Below are 14,490 nucleotides of genomic sequence, written 5' to 3'. Positions count from 1 at the left end.
CGCCCTTCCCTCAGGGGCGTCCAGCGGTCAGGCTCGGGGGCATGCACGTCGTGATCGTCGGTGGGGGTGTCGGAGGACTGACCACGGCCCTGGCCCTGGAGCGGGCCGGGATCGGGTCCACGGTCCTGGAGCAGGGGTCCGGCGCGGGCGAGTTCGGTGTCGGGTTCAACCTGCTGCCGCACGCCGTGCGGGTGCTCGACGGGCTCGGCCTGTCCGCGGAGCTGGCCGACGTCGGCATCGCGACCACCGACCTCACCTACGCCCACCGGCTCGGGCAGCCGATCCTGCGCAGACCCTGCGGGGTGGCGGCCGGCTTCGCGTTCCCGCAGGTCGCCGGGCACCGCGGCCGGGTGCACCGGATGCTCACCGACGCCGTGCGCGCTCGGCTGGGGTCCGACGCGATCCGCACCCGGCACCGGGTCGCCGGCGTCGAGCACTCCGACGGGGGTGTCCGGGTCCGCTTCGCCGACGACGCCCTGCCGGAGGCGACCGGCGACGTGCTGGTCGGCGCGGACGGCATCCACTCCGCGGTGCGGGCGGGCCTGTTCCCGGGCGAGGGACCGCCGCGCTGGAACGGGGTGTCGATGTGGCGCGGTGCGACGGACTGGCCGGCGTTCCGCGGGGGCCGCTCGATGGTCGTCGCGGGCGGGAACGCGGCCAAGCTGGTGGTCTACCCGGTCGGCGCCGGCAGCGCGCCGGGCACGGTCCTCACGAACTGGGCGGTGTGCATCGCGACCGGCGCCGACGGCGACCCCGCCCCGCAGCGCCAGGACTGGTCACGGCCCGCCGACCGCGACGAGACCCTCGCCCACGCCCGCCGCTTCCACCTCGACGACGTCGACCACCTCGCGCTGGTCGCCGCGACACCGGAGATCTTCGAGTTCCCGATGTGCGACCGGGACCCGCTGCCGCGCTGGTCGCACGGGCGGGTCACCCTGCTCGGCGACGCCGCGCACCCGATGGTCCCGATGGGCTCCAACGGCGCCGGGCAGGCGATCCTCGACGCCGAGTCGCTCGCCCGGCACCTGGCCGCGGGCGGCGACCCGGCGGCGGCGCTGGCCGCGTACGAGGCCGAACGGCTGCCGATGACCGCCGACGTCGTGCTCCGCAACCGCGTGGGTGGCCCGGAACGGGTCATCGACGAGGTCGAGCGCCGCGCACCCGACGGCTTCGACGACCTCGACGCGGTGATCACCGGCGGGGAGCTCGAGGAGATCTTCGCCGGCTACCACCGGGCGTCGGGCAACACCCGCTAGTCGGCGCCGGGGACGCTGCCCGGCGGCAGGAAGTCGACGTCGTGCAGCGCCGACTGCCGCACGACCTCGGCCGGGTCGGTCAGGTCGTGCAGCCGGTCGAACAGCGACGCCAGCCGGCCGGCCGGGCTGACCCAGAACAGCGCGCGGGCGTTGCCCTGCTCCTTGTTGTAGTAGGCGTGCGGCAGGCCCTTGGGCATGAGGACGGTGTCGCCCGGCCCGGCCTTCTCCCACTGCCCGTCCAGGTAGAGCGTGAACACGCCGTCGAGGACGTGGATGTGCTCGTCCTGGGTCGGGTGCACGTGCGGCGGGACGCCCGTGCCGGGCGGGTCGAGGGTCTCGAAGGCGAAGCTGGTCTCGCTGACGGCCTTCGCCCAGTAGGTGTGGCCCAGCACGTTCCACACCCGCTTGTACTGGCCCTCACCGGCCCGCGTGATGCCCTTGGGCAGCGGGCCCAGGATGATCTCGTCCGAGAAGTCGGTCACAGCACGGGAAGATACGTCGCGAGCTCGTGCGGCGTCACGTTCCGGCGGTAGGCGTCCCACTCGGCCCGCTTGTTCCGCAGGAAGAAGTCGAACACGTGCTCGCCGAGGTACTCGGCGACGAGCTCACTCTTCTCCATGACGTCGAGGGCCTCGGTGAGGTTCTGCGGGAGCAGCTCGTAGCCCAGCGCCCGGCGCTCGGTGTCGGTCAGGGCCCACACGTCGTCCTCGGTGGGCGGGGGCAGCTCGTAGCCCTTCTGGATGCCGGTGAGGCCGGCGCCCAGGATGACCGCGTAGGCGAGGTAGGGGTTGCACGCGGAGTCCAGCGTCCGGACCTCCACCCGGCGCGAGGACGACTTGCCCGGCGAGTACATCGGGACCCGGACCAGCGCGGAGCGGTTCGCGTGGCCCCAGGACACCGCGGTCGGGGCCTCGCCGCCGGTGATGAGGCGCTTGTAGGAGTTGACCCACTGGTTGGTGACCGCGGTGATCTCCCGGGCGTGCTTGAGCACGCCGGCGACGAACGCCTTGCCGGTCGCGGACAGCTCGTAGGGATCGTCCGGGTCGTGGAAGGCGTTGTGGTCGCCCTCGAACAGCGAGAAGTGCGTGTGCATGGCCGAGCCGGGGTGCTCGGAGAACGGCTTGGGCATGAACGAGGCCCGCACGCCCTGGGTGAGCGCGACCTCCTTCACGACGTAGCGGAACGTCATGAGGTTGTCGGCCATGGTCAGGGCGTCGGCGTAGCGCAGGTCGATCTCCTGCTGGCCGGGGCCGCCCTCGTGGTGGGAGAACTCCACCGAGATGCCCATCGACTCCAGCGTCTCGATGGTGTTGCGCCGGAAGTGCGGGGCGACGTCGTGGCTGGCCTGGTCGAAGTAGCCGCCGGAGTCCGCCGGGACGGGCCGGGTGCCGTCGCCGGGCAGGTCGCGCAGCAGGTAGAACTCGATCTCCGGGTGCACGTAGCAGGTGAACCCGGCCTCGCCCGCCTTGTTCAGCGCGCGGGTCAGCACGTGCCGCGGGTCGGCCCAGGACGGCGACCCGTCGGGCATGGCGATGTCGCAGAACATCCGCGCCGAGTAGTGCTCGCCCGAGGCGGTCTCCCAGGGCAGCACCTGGAACGTCGACGGGTCGGGCTTGGCGACCATGTCGGACTCGTAGACGCGGGCGAAGCCCTCGATGGCCGAGCCGTCGAAGCCGATGCCCTCGGCGAAGGCGCCCTCCAGCTCGGCCGGGGCCACCGCCACCGACTTGAGGTATCCGAGCACGTCCGTGAACCAGAGACGGACGAAACGGATATCGCGTTCCTCGAGCGTGCGGAGCACGAACTCCTGCTGGCGGTCCATGCGGCGGAGCCTAGGAACCCCGTGTTACGCGGAAGTTACCGGGGTGTGCGGGCGACCCGGTCGTGGTCGCCCGCACACCCCCGACGACGGCCCTCAGCTGGGCGCGAGCGTGCACTCCGCGCCCTGCGGCGGGAGCGTGAGGTTCACCAGATAGTCGATCGCGAGCTTGTCGGTGCACGCGTCACCCTGCAGTGACGCGGTGTGCTGGTTGCCGTTGACCGTGATCAGGCTGCCGTTCAGCTGCTGGGCCAGGTCGACCCCGGCCTGGTACGGCGTGGCCGGGTCACCGGTGACCGACACCACGACGACCGGCGGGAGTCCGTCGACCTTCGGCGTGTGCGGCTCGCTGGTGGGCGGGACCGGCCAGAACGCGCACGCGTCGCGGGCACCGACCGGGCCGCGGCCGGTGGAGCGGAACGGGGCGGCCTCGTCGGCCCGCGTCGCCAGCTCCAGGGCCTCCGACGGCTCCTTCAGCGCCGGCTGGTTCACACAGCTGATCGACTGGAAGGCCTGCAGCATGTTCGAGTAGCGGCCCTGGTCGTCGCGCTCGTAGTAGAGGTCGGCCAGACGCATCAGCAGGTCGCCGTTGCCGTTCGCGACCTGCGAGATCCCCTGCTGCAGCGCGGGCCACAGCTGGGAGACGTAGAGCGCCTGGCTGACGCCGGTCTGGGCGTCGGAGAAGCTCAGGACGCGCCCGTCGCCGACCTTCGCGGGCGTGTCGATCAGTGGCCGCATCACCGTCTGGAACGCCTGGGTCGCCTTCGCCGGGTCGGTGCCCAGCGGGCAGCCGGGGCGGCTGGTACAGTCCTCGGCGAAGTTGTCGAACGCGAGCTGGAACCCGGCGTTCTGCTTGACCGTGGAGTCGATGGTCGACTGCGTCGGGTCGATCGCGCCGTCGAGCAGCAGCGCGCGGACGTTCTGCGGGAACGCCTCGGCGTAGGCGGTGCCGAGCTCGGTGCCGTAGGAGAAGCCGGCGTAGGTCATCTTCTGGTCGCCGACGGCGGCCCGCATGACGTCCATGTCCTTCGCGACGTCACGGGTGCCGACGTTCGCCAGCACGTCGGCCCCGGTGCGCTGGGTGCAGCGCTCGGCGAACTGACGGCTGTCGGCCTCGGCGGCGGCGACCCCGGCGGGCGAGGGGTCGGCGAAGACCTTGGTGCGCTCCTCGTCGTTCTCCGCGTCGGTGAGGCACTGGATCTTCGGCAGACTCGCACCGGTGCCACGGGGGTCGAACCCGACCAGGTCGAACCGGTCCCCCAGACCGTTGGTGGCCCAGGTGGCGGCCTGGCGCGCGACGAACGAGGTGCCCGAGGCACCGGGGCCGCCCGGGTCGGCGAACAGCGAGCCGATCTTCGCTCCGGTCGCCTTCTTGCGCAGCAGCGCGATCTGCATCGTCTTCCCGTCGCCGGGCCGGGCGTAGTCCTGCGGGACGGTCACCCGGGTGCAGTCGAACTGCGGGTCGGCGTAGGTCTGCGCGTCGTCCGCGGTGGGGGCGTAGTCCGCGCAGGGGCCCCACTGCAGCTGCTGGTCGTAGAACTGCGCCAGCTCCGGCGGGTTCTGCGCGGCCTGCGGCTGGTCGCCGGTGCCCGCGTCGGCGCACGCGCCGACCAGGACGAGGGTCGCCGCACCGAGCACGGCGAGCGCGGCCGGACGCGCCCGCCGGCGGGCCGGGGCCGGTGTCTCTCGTCGGTGGGCACGTCGTCGCAACAGCCGAGGGAGCATGACCGTGAGCATGCCACCGACCCCCGACGGTGACCGGTCGCGGGTCACGGCCCGGGTGAGGGTGCCCACACCACGGGGCGGTCGGGGCCCGTGCGCTGCCACCCTGGCGTCCGCCATCGACGGCGAACCCGGGGACCCACGACCAGCGTGGGCCTCGAGGCACGGAAGGAGCTCACCGGTGAGCACACAGGAGAGCGGAGAGGTGGCGGCCCCGTACCGGGCGCCCGCGACCCCGCCGAAGCGGACCCGCGTCCACCACCTGCTGCAGTGGAAGCAGGAGGGCCGGCGCTGGCCCATGCTGACCGCCTACGACGTCTACTCCGCCGAGATCTTCGACGACGCCGGCATCCCGGTGCTGCTCGTCGGCGACTCCGCGGGCAACAACGTGTTCGGCCACGACAACACCATCCCGGTCACGGTCGACGACCTGGTCCCGCTGACCCGCGCCGTGGTGCGCGGCGCCCGCAGCGCGCTCGTCGTCGCCGACCTGCCGTTCGGCAGCTACCAGATCTCCCCCGCGCAGGCGCAGGAGACGGCGTTCCGGTTCATGAAGGAGGGTGGGGCGCACGCGGTCAAGCTCGAGGGCGGTGCGCGCTTCGCGCCGCAGGTCGAGGCGCTCACCGCGTCCGGCGTGCCGGTGATGGGCCACCTCGGGTTCACCCCGCAGAGCGAGCACGCGCTGGGCGGGTTCCGCATCCAGGGCCGCGGCGACGCCGCCGACCGGCTCGTCGAGGACGCGCTGGCCGTGCAGGAGGCGGGCGCGTTCGCCGTCGTGCTGGAGATGGTGCCCGCCGACGTCGCCAAGCGGGTGACCGGGGAGCTGCGCATCCCGACCGTCGGCATCGGCGCCGGGCCCGACTGCGACGCCCAGGTCCTCGTCTGGTCCGACATGGCCGGGATGAACCGCGGGAAGGTGCCGCGCTTCGTCAAGAAGTACGCGGAGCTCGGCTCGGCCCTGCACGACGCGGCGGCCGCGTTCGCCGCCGACGTGGCGCACGGCGAGTACCCCGCCGAGGAGCACAGCTACCGCTGAGCCCGACCGGGGCCCCGGCGCGCGTCGCCGGGGCCCCGGCCGGCCGGGCGGGACCGGTTCAGCCTGCGCCGTGCGTCGCCGGGTGCCCCAGCCCCGGGATGCCGCCGCCCGCGCGGTGGCGGGCCAGCATCCGGTCCGCGGGGTCTCGCGGCGCGCCAGCCGCCGGGCCAGCGACGCCAGCCGCGCGCCGTGGGCGTCGTCGCCGGCCAGCGCGGCGGTCGCGGCGTCGAGGACGGCCTGCGACCCCGCCCGCACCGCCGGGTCGGCCCAGCCCCGCAGCGCCGAGCGGCGGTGCGCCGTCGCGTCCGGGGTCCGACGCCGGCCGGGCAGCGTGTCGTCGCGCAGCAGGCCGGTCAGCAGGCTCAGCAGCGCCGCGGGCAGGTCGGTGCCCACACCGTCGGCGGGCTCCTCCCCCGCGACCGCCGGGACGGCGTCGAACGCCTTGAACTCGATCCGCCCCACCTCCCGGGGATCCCGCGTGCCGCACCAGGGTGGGGTCGGTCACCAGCAGCGGGGCGTCGGGCGGCAGGTAGGCCAGCGCCGCCGGGCGCGCCCCGGTGCGACGCGCGGTGCGCGCCGACAGCCCGCCCCAGACCCGGCCGTCGCGGAACGGCGAGGAGAACGACCACGGCACCAGGTAGGGGCTGTAGAAGGTCAGCTTCGCCGCCGCGTCGGCCAGCACGGCGGGGTCGGTGCCCGACTCGGGGAAAGACAGGTTCAGGTCCGGCCCCCAGGTCACCATGTGCAGGTGCGAGGTCCGCTCCTCGGGCGAGGCCGCCATCAGCGCCCGCTCGTGGGCGTTCGGCGGGGGGTCCAGCCGGTAGGCCGACAGCTGCGGGTGGTGGGCGAACGCGACGGGGCGCAGTCCGTGCCGGGCGGCCACCGCGGCCAGGGTGACCGCGTCGGCGGCCAGCGCGTCGGCGGCGGCCTCGACCGAGTCGTGCACGCGGGTCCGGATCTCGATGCCCTTGGGGTCGAACCGGAGCAGCCCGCCGTTCTCGTCGAGGCGCTCGTAGCCCTCGGCGTACCAGCGCTTGCGGCGGATGCCGGCGTCGCCGATCCGCAGGTCGGTCTGGTCCCCGGGCAGCTCCGGCAGCTCGTCGACGACCGCCGCGACCTGCGCGTGGGTCAGCGACCGGTGGTCGGCCACCGTCCCGTCGTCCCGCAGCAGCGCGAGCTCGTGCTCGAGCCCGTAGCGCGCCTCGCCCCGCATCGACCACCCCCGGTCCCCGTCCGGGCACAGGACGTTACCGAGGCCGGGCCCGGCGCCGGCTGTGATCCGTCCCCGCACCTTCCTCACCCGTTCCGCCCTGGACAACCCCGCGACGAACGGTCAGCCTGGTGACGGCGGCCACTCCACCAGGTGGCCGGGACCCGGAGCACACGGGAGGCGTCATGAGGCTGGGCCGCAAGATCTCCGAGGGATTCGCCGTGGACCACGAGGCCGACCGGGTGGCCGACGCCCAGGAGCGCCCGCGCCCGGCGCGCACCGTCGAGCCCGAGTTCACCGAGTGGACGCCGGCCGCCCCGCAGCCGGCGCACTCGGGGTCCCGCGAGGACTGACCGGGTGCGCGGGCTGTTCCGCCGGACCCCGCTGGAGTACCCGACCGGCCCGCTGGAGGGCCACAAGCTGGCGTTCCCGATGCTGTCCGCGGACGGCACGACGGCGGGCTTCAGCGGTGTGACGCTCGGGCGGGCGCACGTCTACCGCACCGTCGACGACGCGGTGTGCGCGCACGGTTGCCGGCACGCCTGCCCGTCGCGGTGGTGCGACTGCGGGTTCTACTGCTTCCACACCGCCGACGACGCCCGCGAGCTGGCGTGCGCGCCCGAGCACCAGGGCGCGATCCTGCTCGAGGTGGCCGTCTCCGGCCGGTTCCGTCGCTACGAGCTGGGCCTGCGCTACGCCCGGCAGCGGGTGCGCACGATCCGGATGCGGCCCTGCCGCTGCGGGGCGCGGGTCGCGGTGCTCGCCGACACCGGCTCCGGGCAGCACGGCTGGCGCCGGCTGGAACCGGTGTGCCTGCGGTGCGCCGGGGCGCGTCCGGTGCTGTCGGCGCAGCGCTTCGCCGAGCTGGCCGAGCTCACCCTGCTGCCCGACGACGTCGCGACGGGCCCGCTGACCACGCCCGGCGACGCGGCGGGTTCGCCGAGCACCCCGACCCGCACGGCACCGAGGCGGCCGACGGGCTGATCGGCGACCCGGTCGCCGCGGCGGGCGCGGTCGCCGTGCTCACCGCGGAGATGGCGCTGCTGCAGGCCCGGCTCGACGAGATGGCCCGCCAGCTCGGCCGGGCCACCGCACGCCTGGACACGCTCGAGGGCCGCGACCGGCCCGCGGCGGAGCCGGGGTCAGAGCCAGACCGGTAGCGGCGGCGGGAGCTTCCCGTCGGCGTCGCGCAGGCCCTTGTCGAACGGGCGGCCGAGCAGCCAGGCGATGATGTCGTGCGCCTTGCCGCGGACCGTGCCGAGGTCGCGCGGCTCGGCGCCGTCCGGCCCGGCGGGCCCCGGCCCGAACTCCAGCGTCGCGCCGGTGCGGACCTCCTCCAGGCGCACGTGCGGGCAGCCGGGCTTGCGCTCCAGCCGCGCGACCACGTCGGCGACCAGCACCTCCCGCATCGGGATCGGCAGGTCCTTGAACGAGGCGCCGACGTCGAGGTCGACGGCGTGGATCCACACCTCGCGGGCCCGGTTCCAGGGCACCGCCGTCACCGGCATCTCGACGCCCTGCGGGTTGCGCACGGTCGCCGACCAGGCCTTCTCGGGCATCGCCCGGACCGCGTCGGCGAGCCGGTCGGAGGCGGCGACGACGTCGGCGCGGATCTCGTCGGAGCTGCGCCCGGCGCCGGCCTCGATGTCGGCGTCGCGGGACGCGGGATCGGGGTAGGCCGGGGTCTCGACGCCGGTCCGCGCCCAGGTCAGCAGGTTCACCATGGCGTCGGCGTTGCGGGCCAGGTGGGTGAGCACGTGCGCGCGGGTCCAGCCCGGCAGCGCCGACGGGGCGCGGAACGCCTCGCCCGCCATCCGGGTCATCAGCCCGCGCAGGTGGGCCTGGCCGTCGCCGGCCCAGGCCAGCGCCTCGCCCACCGGTGGCGGGACGAGGGCGCGGCCGTCGCCGGGGGTGCGCGCGGGGGTCACCGCACCGCCCGGCACACGTTGCGGCACTCGCCGATCCCCTCCACGGCGGTGACGATCTCGGCGCCGTCGGTGAGGTAGCGCGGGGGCGTGCGCGCGTCGCCGACGCCGCCGGGGGTGCCGGTGGCGATGACGTCGCCCGGGTTGAGCGTGAGGATCTCCGACAGGTAGACGACCAGGTCCACCGCGCCGAACACGAGCTGGTCGGTCGTGGAGTCCTGCATGGTCTCCCCGGACAGCTCCGAGGAGATCCGCAGCGCGCCACCGGCGGCCGGGTCGGCGGGCAGCTCGTCGGGGGTGACCAGCACCGGCCCGAGCGGCGTCGAGTGCTCCCAGGTCTTGCCCTGCAGGAACTGCTTGGTGCGCCGCTGGTAGTCGCGCATCGACACGTCGTTGAGCACGGTGTACCCGGCGATGGCGGCCGTCGCCGCCTCGCGGTCGGCGCGCCGGACCGAACGCCCGATGACGATGGTCAGCTCGGCCTCGTAGTCCACCCGGTCGGACTGCTCGGGCAGCTCGATCTCGTCGTGGGCGCCGACCAGGGCGGGCGCGAACTTGCCGAAGACCGTGGGGTACTCGGGCAGCTCGTTGCCCATCTCGAGCACGTGGTCGCGGTAGTTCAGCCCGATGCAGATGATCTTCTCGGGCGACGGCACCAGCGGCGCGTAGTCCAGGCCGGCGGTCTCGTGGACCGGGCCCGCCGCGCCCGCGGCGTGCTCGGCCCAGTCGGGGCGCTCCAGCAGCGCCCGCACGTCGGCCTCCCCCGTCTCGAGGGCGGTGTCGCCGTCGACGCGCACCGCCCGGTGCCCGGTCGCGGTCCGGATCGTCGCGAGCCTCATCGTGCGGGTGCCTCCCGGTATCGGTTGCCGTCCGGCGGAGAGTCTGCGCCACCGGGGGCCCGCGGGACAGTCAGGGGGTGGGTTACCGCGCGTCCCGGCCGGTGGACGGGCCGAACTCACCCGTACGGCTGACACCGTCGACGGACCGCGACACGCGTTCCGCCACCACGGCGACGGGGCGGCCCCGTCCGGGCATCCGCCCCGCCGGTGCGGCGCCACCCGTCCCGCCCGCAGGTGACCGCCCGCCCTCGCCGACCCGGCCTCGTAGCGGTCCGCAGCCACACCCGCTGTCCGGTGACCACACCCGTTGCAGCAGGTGTGGATGCCGGACAGCGGGTGTGGATCCGCCACGGCACTCCCACGGCCCGGCGGTGACCGACCCGGGCCGGCACCCGGGTCAGATCGCGGCATCGTCCTCGGCGCCACCGCCGCGCACGGGCAGGTCGTCGAAGACCGCGGGCGGCTCCCGCCACGCCTGCTCCGGCGCCCCGGCGCGGGCCGCGGCGACCGCCCGCCACACCCGCTCGGGGGTGCAGGGCAGGTCGATGTGCCGCACACCCAGGTCCGACAGTGCGTCGACCACGGCGTTCTGCACCGCCGGGGTCGACCCGATCGTCGCGGACTCGCCGATCCCCTTGGCCCCCAGCGAGTTCAGCGGGGTCGGGGTCTCGGTCGTCGCGGTCTCGAAGGAGAACAGGTCGGCCGCGGTCGGGATCGTGTACGCGGCGAGGCTGGAGGTCAGCGGCTGGCCCTCGTCGTCGAACAGGACCTCCTCGTGCAGCGCCTGGGCGACGCCCTGGGCGAGCCCGCCGTGCTGCTGGCCCTCGACGAGCAGCGGGTTCAGGATCCGCCCGCAGTCGTCGACGGCGACGTGCCGGCGCGGGGTGACCCGGCCGGTGTCGGTGTCGACCTCGACCACCGACAGGTGCGCCCCGAACGGGAAGGTCGCCCCGTCCTGCGCGGAGTCGAGCCCGACGTGCAGCTCCTCCCCCGTGGCGGCGGCCTGGCGGTGCACGTCGCTCCAGGTCGCGGTCGGGCCGCCGGGCACACCGGCGACGCCGAAGATGCCCTCGTCGGTGATCTCGACGTCCTCCGCGGCGGCCTCCAGCAGGTGCGCGGCGAGCTTGCGGGCCCGCTCGTACAGCTCGTGCGCGGCCTCGGACACCGCGGTCCCGCCGAGCTGCAGCGACCGCGAGCCGCCGGTCCCGGCGCCGCGCGGGACGAGCGCGGTGTCGGACTGGACGTAGCGGATCCGGTCCATCGGGATGCCGAGCCGGTCCGACACCAGCATCGCGAACGACGTCGCGTGCCCCTGACCGTGCGCCGAGGTGCCGGCCGACACCGTCGCCGAGCCGTCGTCGTGCACGGTCACCGAGCCGTACTCGCCGCCCCCGCCCCCGGCGGTGACCTCGACGTAGACCGCGATGCCGATGCCCAGGCGCACCGGGTCGCCCGCCTCGCGGCGGCGGGCCTGCTCGGCGCGCAGCTCGTCGTAGCCGGCGATGCGCAGGGCCTCGCGCAGCGGCAGGTCGTAGTCGCCGACGTCGTAGCGGGCACCGGTCGGGGTGGTGTACGGGAAGACGTCGGGCGCGAGCAGGTTGCGCCGGCGCAGCTCGACCGGGTCGATGCCCAGCTCGGCGGCGGCGACGTCGACCAGGCGCTCCAGGTGGGCGGCGGCCTCGGGGCGTCCCGCGCCGCGGAAGGCGCCCATCGGGGTGGTGTTGGTCAGCGCGGAGACGGCGTCGTAGCGCAGGTCCGTGATGTCGTAGACGCCGGTCGCCATGAGGTAGGTGGTGCGCAGCGGGAGCGCGCCGCCGAAGCCGGCGTAGGCCCCGGCGTCCCCGACGACCCGCACGCGCAGGCCGGTCATCCGGCCGTCGCGGGTGAGGCCGAGCTCGTAGTAGCCGACCTGGCCGCGGCCGTGCGGCATCGAGACGAGGTTCTCCGAGCGGGTCTCGACCCAGGCCAGCGGCCGCCCCAGCGCCCGGGCGGCGGCGACGGTGGCGGTGTGCTCGGCGAGCACACCGGCCTTCGCGCCGAACCCGCCGCCGACGTGCGGGGCGATCACCCGGACCTGGTCGGCCTCCAGACCGGTCAGTCCGGCGAGCTGGGTGCGGAAGCCGTGCGGCATCTGGGTGGAGACGTGCACGGTGAGCGGGAAGTCGGTGGTGGTGGGGTCGGCGACGATCGCGTTGCCCTCCATCGGGACGGCCGCGACGCGCTGGTTCACCATCCGCGCGCGGACGACGACCTCGGCGCCGTCGAGCGGGTCGCCGGTCCCCCGCTCGCCCGCGGCCAGGTTGCTGCCCTGGTCGGGGAACTGCAGCGGGGCGTCGTCGGCGAGCGCGGCCTCGATGTCGGTGACCGCGGGCAGCGGGTCGTAGCCGACCTCGACGAGCTCGGTGGCGTCGACGGCGGCGGCGCGGCTCTCGGCGACGACCAGCGCCACCGCCTCGCCGACGAACCGCACCCGGTCGGTCGCCAGCGGCGGGCGCGGCAGCGCCGGGTTGAGGACCATCAGGCCGTGGTGGGCGGGCAGGTCGAGGTCGGCCGCGGTGTACACGGCGAGGACGCCGGGCGCGGCCGCGGCCTCGGTGGTGTCGATGCCGGTGAGCAGCGCGTGCGCCACCGGCGAGCGGACGAACGCCACGTGGGCCAGGCCCGCCGGTGCGTCGGCACCGTGGACCAGGTTGCCGACGAAGGTGCTCGCACCGGTGATCAGGTCGGCGTCCTCGACGCGGCGGACGGAGGTTCCCAGGATCGAGCCAGGCATGTGGCCCACACTACAGCAGTAACCGGAGGCTCGTCCGCTTAGCGCCGGTCACACGTCGCCTGCGTCTCCACCTGCGGTGCCTGCCCGGCAACGGCCGGTAGCGTCCCCGCCATGCCCGAGTTCCACCACACCGACGTGCTCCCGCTCGGCCCGGACGACACCGAGTACCGCGAGCTCGACCTGCCCGCGGGAACCGTGACCGAGGCCGCGGGCCGCACCTTCCTCGAGGTCCCTCCGGAGACGATCACCGGACTGGTCCGCGCGGCCGTCACCGACATCCAGCACCTGCTGCGACCCTCGCACCTGAAGCAGCTGCGCGCCATCATCGACGACCCCGAGGCCTCCGGCAACGACCGGTTCGTCGCCACCGACCTGCTGCGCAACGCCTGCGTGTCCGCGGGCGGGGTGCTGCCGATGTGCCAGGACACCGGCACCGCGATCGTCGTCGGCAAGAAGACCGAGACCGTGCTGACCGGCGGCGACGACGAGGCCGCGGTGTCGCGCGGGGTCTTCGAGGCCTACCAGGAGCTGAACCTGCGCTACAGCCAGATGGCGCCGATCAGCTTCTGGGACGAGAAGAACACCGGCACCAACCTGCCCGCGCAGGTCGAGCTGTACGCCAAGCCGGGCCGGGACCCGTACTACGAGTTCCTGGTCATGGCCAAGGGCGGCGGCTCGGCCAACAAGACCTTCCTCTACCAGGAGACCAAGGCGCTGCTGAACCCGAAGCGGCTCGCGGCGTTCCTGGACGAGAAGCTGCGTAGCCTCGGTACCGCGGCCTGCCCGCCGTACCACCTGGCGATCGTCGTCGGCGGCATGTCGGCGGAGTTCAACCTGAAGGTCGCCAAGCTGGCCTCGGCCCGCTACCTGGACAACCTGCCGACCGAGGGCTCGCCGCTCGGGCACGCCATCCGCGACACCGACCTGGAGCAGCAGGTCCTGGAGCTGACCCGCAACTTCGGGATCGGCGCCCAGTTCGGCGGCAAGTACTTCTGCCACGACGTGCGCGTCATCCGGCTGCCCCGGCACGGCGCCTCGCTGCCGGTCGGCGTCGCGGTGTCCTGCTCGGCGGACCGCCAGGCCAAGGCGAAGATCACCCCGTCCGGGGTCTACCTGGAGCAGCTGGAGCGCGACCCGGCCCAGTACCTGCCCGAGGCCACCGACGCCGATCTGTCCGACGAGGTCGTGCGGGTCGACCTGAACCGGCCGATGGACGAGATCCGCGCGCAGCTGTCGCAGCTGCCGGTGAAGACCCGGCTGTCGCTGACCGGGCCGCTGGTCGTCGCCCGCGACATCGCGCACGCCAAGATCGCCGAGCGGCTCGACGCCGGCGAGCCGATGCCGCAGTACCTCAAGGACCACGCCGTCTACTACGCCGGACCGGCCAAGACCCCCGAGGGCTACGCCTCGGGCTCCTTCGGTCCGACGACGGCCGGCCGGATGGACTCCTACGTCCAGCAGTTCCAGGAGGCCGGCGGGTCCCTCGTGATGCTGGCGAAGGGGAACCGGTCGAAGCAGGTCGTGGACTCCTGCGCCGCGAACGGCGGCTTCTACCTGGGCTCCATCGGCGGCCCGGCCGCCCGCCTGGCCCAGGACTGCATCCGCAAGGTCGACGTGCTCGAGTACCCCGAGCTCGGCATGGAGGCGGTCTGGAAGATCGAGGTCGAGGACTTCCCGGCGTTCGTCGTGATGGACGACAAGGGCAACGACTTCTTCGCCGACACCAGCGCCCCGACCCTGCAGGTCACCTTCCGCACCTGACCGCTGCGACGCCCGCCCCCCGGGGGTGTGCCCGCGGCCCCCGTGCACGGCGCGCCGTGCACCCAGGGGAACCCTCGTAGCGCTCTAAGCCACGAAGGTTCCCCTGGGGGCCACCCGGCGGGTGCCCGGCGACGGCACCGGGGGCTCCC

The 14,490-nt window shown here is 74.3% G+C and carries 13 protein-coding genes; 6 read left to right on the top strand and 7 right to left on the bottom strand.

Annotated elements, in window-relative coordinates:
- Positions 1-41 precede the first annotated feature (41 nt).
- Positions 42-1,256 carry an FAD-dependent monooxygenase gene (locus tag AC0GKK_RS25035; RefSeq protein WP_489882682.1) on the top strand — a complete coding sequence of 405 codons (1,215 nt, stop codon included), beginning with the start codon at positions 42-44 and terminating at the stop codon, positions 1,254-1,256.
- Here the strand turns inward: AC0GKK_RS25035 and AC0GKK_RS25030 are convergent.
- The 3 genes from AC0GKK_RS25030 to AC0GKK_RS25020 all read right to left on the bottom strand — a co-directional run bounded on the left by AC0GKK_RS25030 (position 1,253) and on the right by AC0GKK_RS25020 (position 4,800).
- Positions 1,253-1,738, bottom strand: a complete 486-nt coding sequence (locus AC0GKK_RS25030) for a cupin domain-containing protein (protein ID WP_226357711.1) — start codon at positions 1,736-1,738, stop codon at positions 1,253-1,255. The genes AC0GKK_RS25035 and AC0GKK_RS25030 overlap by 4 nt on opposite strands.
- A complete protein-coding gene (gene glnA / locus AC0GKK_RS25025) occupies positions 1,735-3,078 on the bottom strand; it encodes a type I glutamate--ammonia ligase (RefSeq protein ID WP_073574178.1) in 1,344 nt (447 codons plus the stop codon). The genes AC0GKK_RS25030 and glnA overlap by 4 nt, the downstream gene beginning before the upstream one ends.
- Before the next feature lie 93 nt (positions 3,079-3,171).
- The gene (locus AC0GKK_RS25020; RefSeq protein ID WP_482637848.1) at positions 3,172-4,800 is read right to left on the bottom strand and encodes an alpha/beta hydrolase; all 1,629 of its coding nucleotides are present in this window, start codon (positions 4,798-4,800) and stop codon (positions 3,172-3,174) included.
- 178 nt (positions 4,801-4,978) lie between these two features.
- Here AC0GKK_RS25020 and panB point away from each other — a divergent pair, with 178 nt between their 5' ends.
- Positions 4,979-5,833 carry a 3-methyl-2-oxobutanoate hydroxymethyltransferase gene (gene panB / locus AC0GKK_RS25015; RefSeq protein WP_224402110.1) on the top strand — a complete coding sequence of 285 codons (855 nt, stop codon included), beginning with the start codon at positions 4,979-4,981 and terminating at the stop codon, positions 5,831-5,833.
- Between the two features lie 58 nt (positions 5,834-5,891).
- On the opposite strand, the gene AC0GKK_RS25010 is transcribed toward panB, so the two are convergent.
- Positions 5,892-7,046: a glutamate-cysteine ligase family protein gene (locus tag AC0GKK_RS25010; RefSeq protein ID WP_489882681.1), complete on the bottom strand. Its 1,155-nt coding sequence runs from the start codon at positions 7,044-7,046 to the stop codon at positions 5,892-5,894.
- A 182-nt stretch (positions 7,047-7,228) separates the two neighbouring features.
- Here AC0GKK_RS25010 and AC0GKK_RS25005 point away from each other — a divergent pair, with 182 nt between their 5' ends.
- Genes AC0GKK_RS25005 through AC0GKK_RS24995 form a run of 3 tightly spaced genes read left to right on the top strand, consistent with a single transcriptional unit; the run spans position 7,229 to position 8,203 of the window.
- Positions 7,229-7,396 (top strand): hypothetical protein, encoded by a 168-nt coding sequence (locus tag AC0GKK_RS25005; protein ID WP_179762406.1) that lies wholly within the window; start codon positions 7,229-7,231, stop codon positions 7,394-7,396.
- 4 nt (positions 7,397-7,400) lie between these two features.
- Positions 7,401-8,027, top strand: coding sequence for a hypothetical protein (locus tag AC0GKK_RS25000; protein ID WP_489882680.1), 627 nt, complete (start codon positions 7,401-7,403; stop codon positions 8,025-8,027).
- A gap of 35 nt (positions 8,028-8,062) precedes the next feature.
- The gene (locus tag AC0GKK_RS24995; RefSeq protein WP_489882679.1) at positions 8,063-8,203 is read left to right on the top strand and encodes a hypothetical protein; all 141 of its coding nucleotides are present in this window, start codon (positions 8,063-8,065) and stop codon (positions 8,201-8,203) included.
- On the opposite strand, the gene AC0GKK_RS24990 is transcribed toward AC0GKK_RS24995, so the two are convergent.
- From AC0GKK_RS24990 to AC0GKK_RS24980, 3 genes are all read right to left on the bottom strand, one after another.
- Positions 8,186-8,971 carry a maleylpyruvate isomerase family mycothiol-dependent enzyme gene (locus AC0GKK_RS24990; RefSeq protein WP_489882678.1) on the bottom strand — a complete coding sequence of 262 codons (786 nt, stop codon included), beginning with the start codon at positions 8,969-8,971 and terminating at the stop codon, positions 8,186-8,188. The genes AC0GKK_RS24995 and AC0GKK_RS24990 overlap by 18 nt on opposite strands.
- The gene (locus tag AC0GKK_RS24985) at positions 8,968-9,807 is read right to left on the bottom strand and encodes a fumarylacetoacetate hydrolase family protein (protein ID WP_489882677.1); all 840 of its coding nucleotides are present in this window, start codon (positions 9,805-9,807) and stop codon (positions 8,968-8,970) included. Before AC0GKK_RS24985 ends, AC0GKK_RS24990 begins: the two co-directional genes overlap by 4 nt.
- A gap of 397 nt (positions 9,808-10,204) precedes the next feature.
- Positions 10,205-12,580, bottom strand: coding sequence for a xanthine dehydrogenase family protein molybdopterin-binding subunit (locus tag AC0GKK_RS24980; RefSeq protein WP_489882676.1), 2,376 nt, complete (start codon positions 12,578-12,580; stop codon positions 10,205-10,207).
- 111 nt (positions 12,581-12,691) lie between these two features.
- Between AC0GKK_RS24980 and AC0GKK_RS24975 the strand changes: the two genes are divergently transcribed.
- A complete protein-coding gene (locus AC0GKK_RS24975; RefSeq protein ID WP_073574184.1) occupies positions 12,692-14,341 on the top strand; it encodes a fumarate hydratase in 1,650 nt (549 codons plus the stop codon).
- Positions 14,342-14,490 lie beyond the last annotated feature (149 nt).

It is taken from the genome of Pseudonocardia sp. P-1, from assembly GCF_058111925.1.
The sequence above is the reverse complement of the archived record's forward strand: the minus strand, read 5'-3'. Positions and strand labels throughout refer to the sequence as shown.

Coding starts and splice junctions, on each gene's coding strand:
- AC0GKK_RS25035 (WP_489882682.1), top strand. CDS start 42: ATGCACGTCGTGATCGTCGGTGGGGGTGTCGGAGGACTGACCACGGCC.
- glnA (WP_073574178.1), bottom strand. CDS start 3,078: ATGGACCGCCAGCAGGAGTTCGTGCTCCGCACGCTCGAGGAACGCGAT.
- AC0GKK_RS25020 (WP_482637848.1), bottom strand. CDS start 4,800: ATGCTCCCTCGGCTGTTGCGACGACGTGCCCACCGACGAGAGACACCG.
- AC0GKK_RS25010 (WP_489882681.1), bottom strand. CDS start 7,046: ATGCGGGGCGAGGCGCGCTACGGGCTCGAGCACGAGCTCGCGCTGCTG.
- AC0GKK_RS25005 (WP_179762406.1), top strand. CDS start 7,229: ATGAGGCTGGGCCGCAAGATCTCCGAGGGATTCGCCGTGGACCACGAG.
- AC0GKK_RS24985 (WP_489882677.1), bottom strand. CDS start 9,807: ATGAGGCTCGCGACGATCCGGACCGCGACCGGGCACCGGGCGGTGCGC.
- AC0GKK_RS24980 (WP_489882676.1), bottom strand. CDS start 12,580: ATGCCTGGCTCGATCCTGGGAACCTCCGTCCGCCGCGTCGAGGACGCC.
- AC0GKK_RS24975 (WP_073574184.1), top strand. CDS start 12,692: ATGCCCGAGTTCCACCACACCGACGTGCTCCCGCTCGGCCCGGACGAC.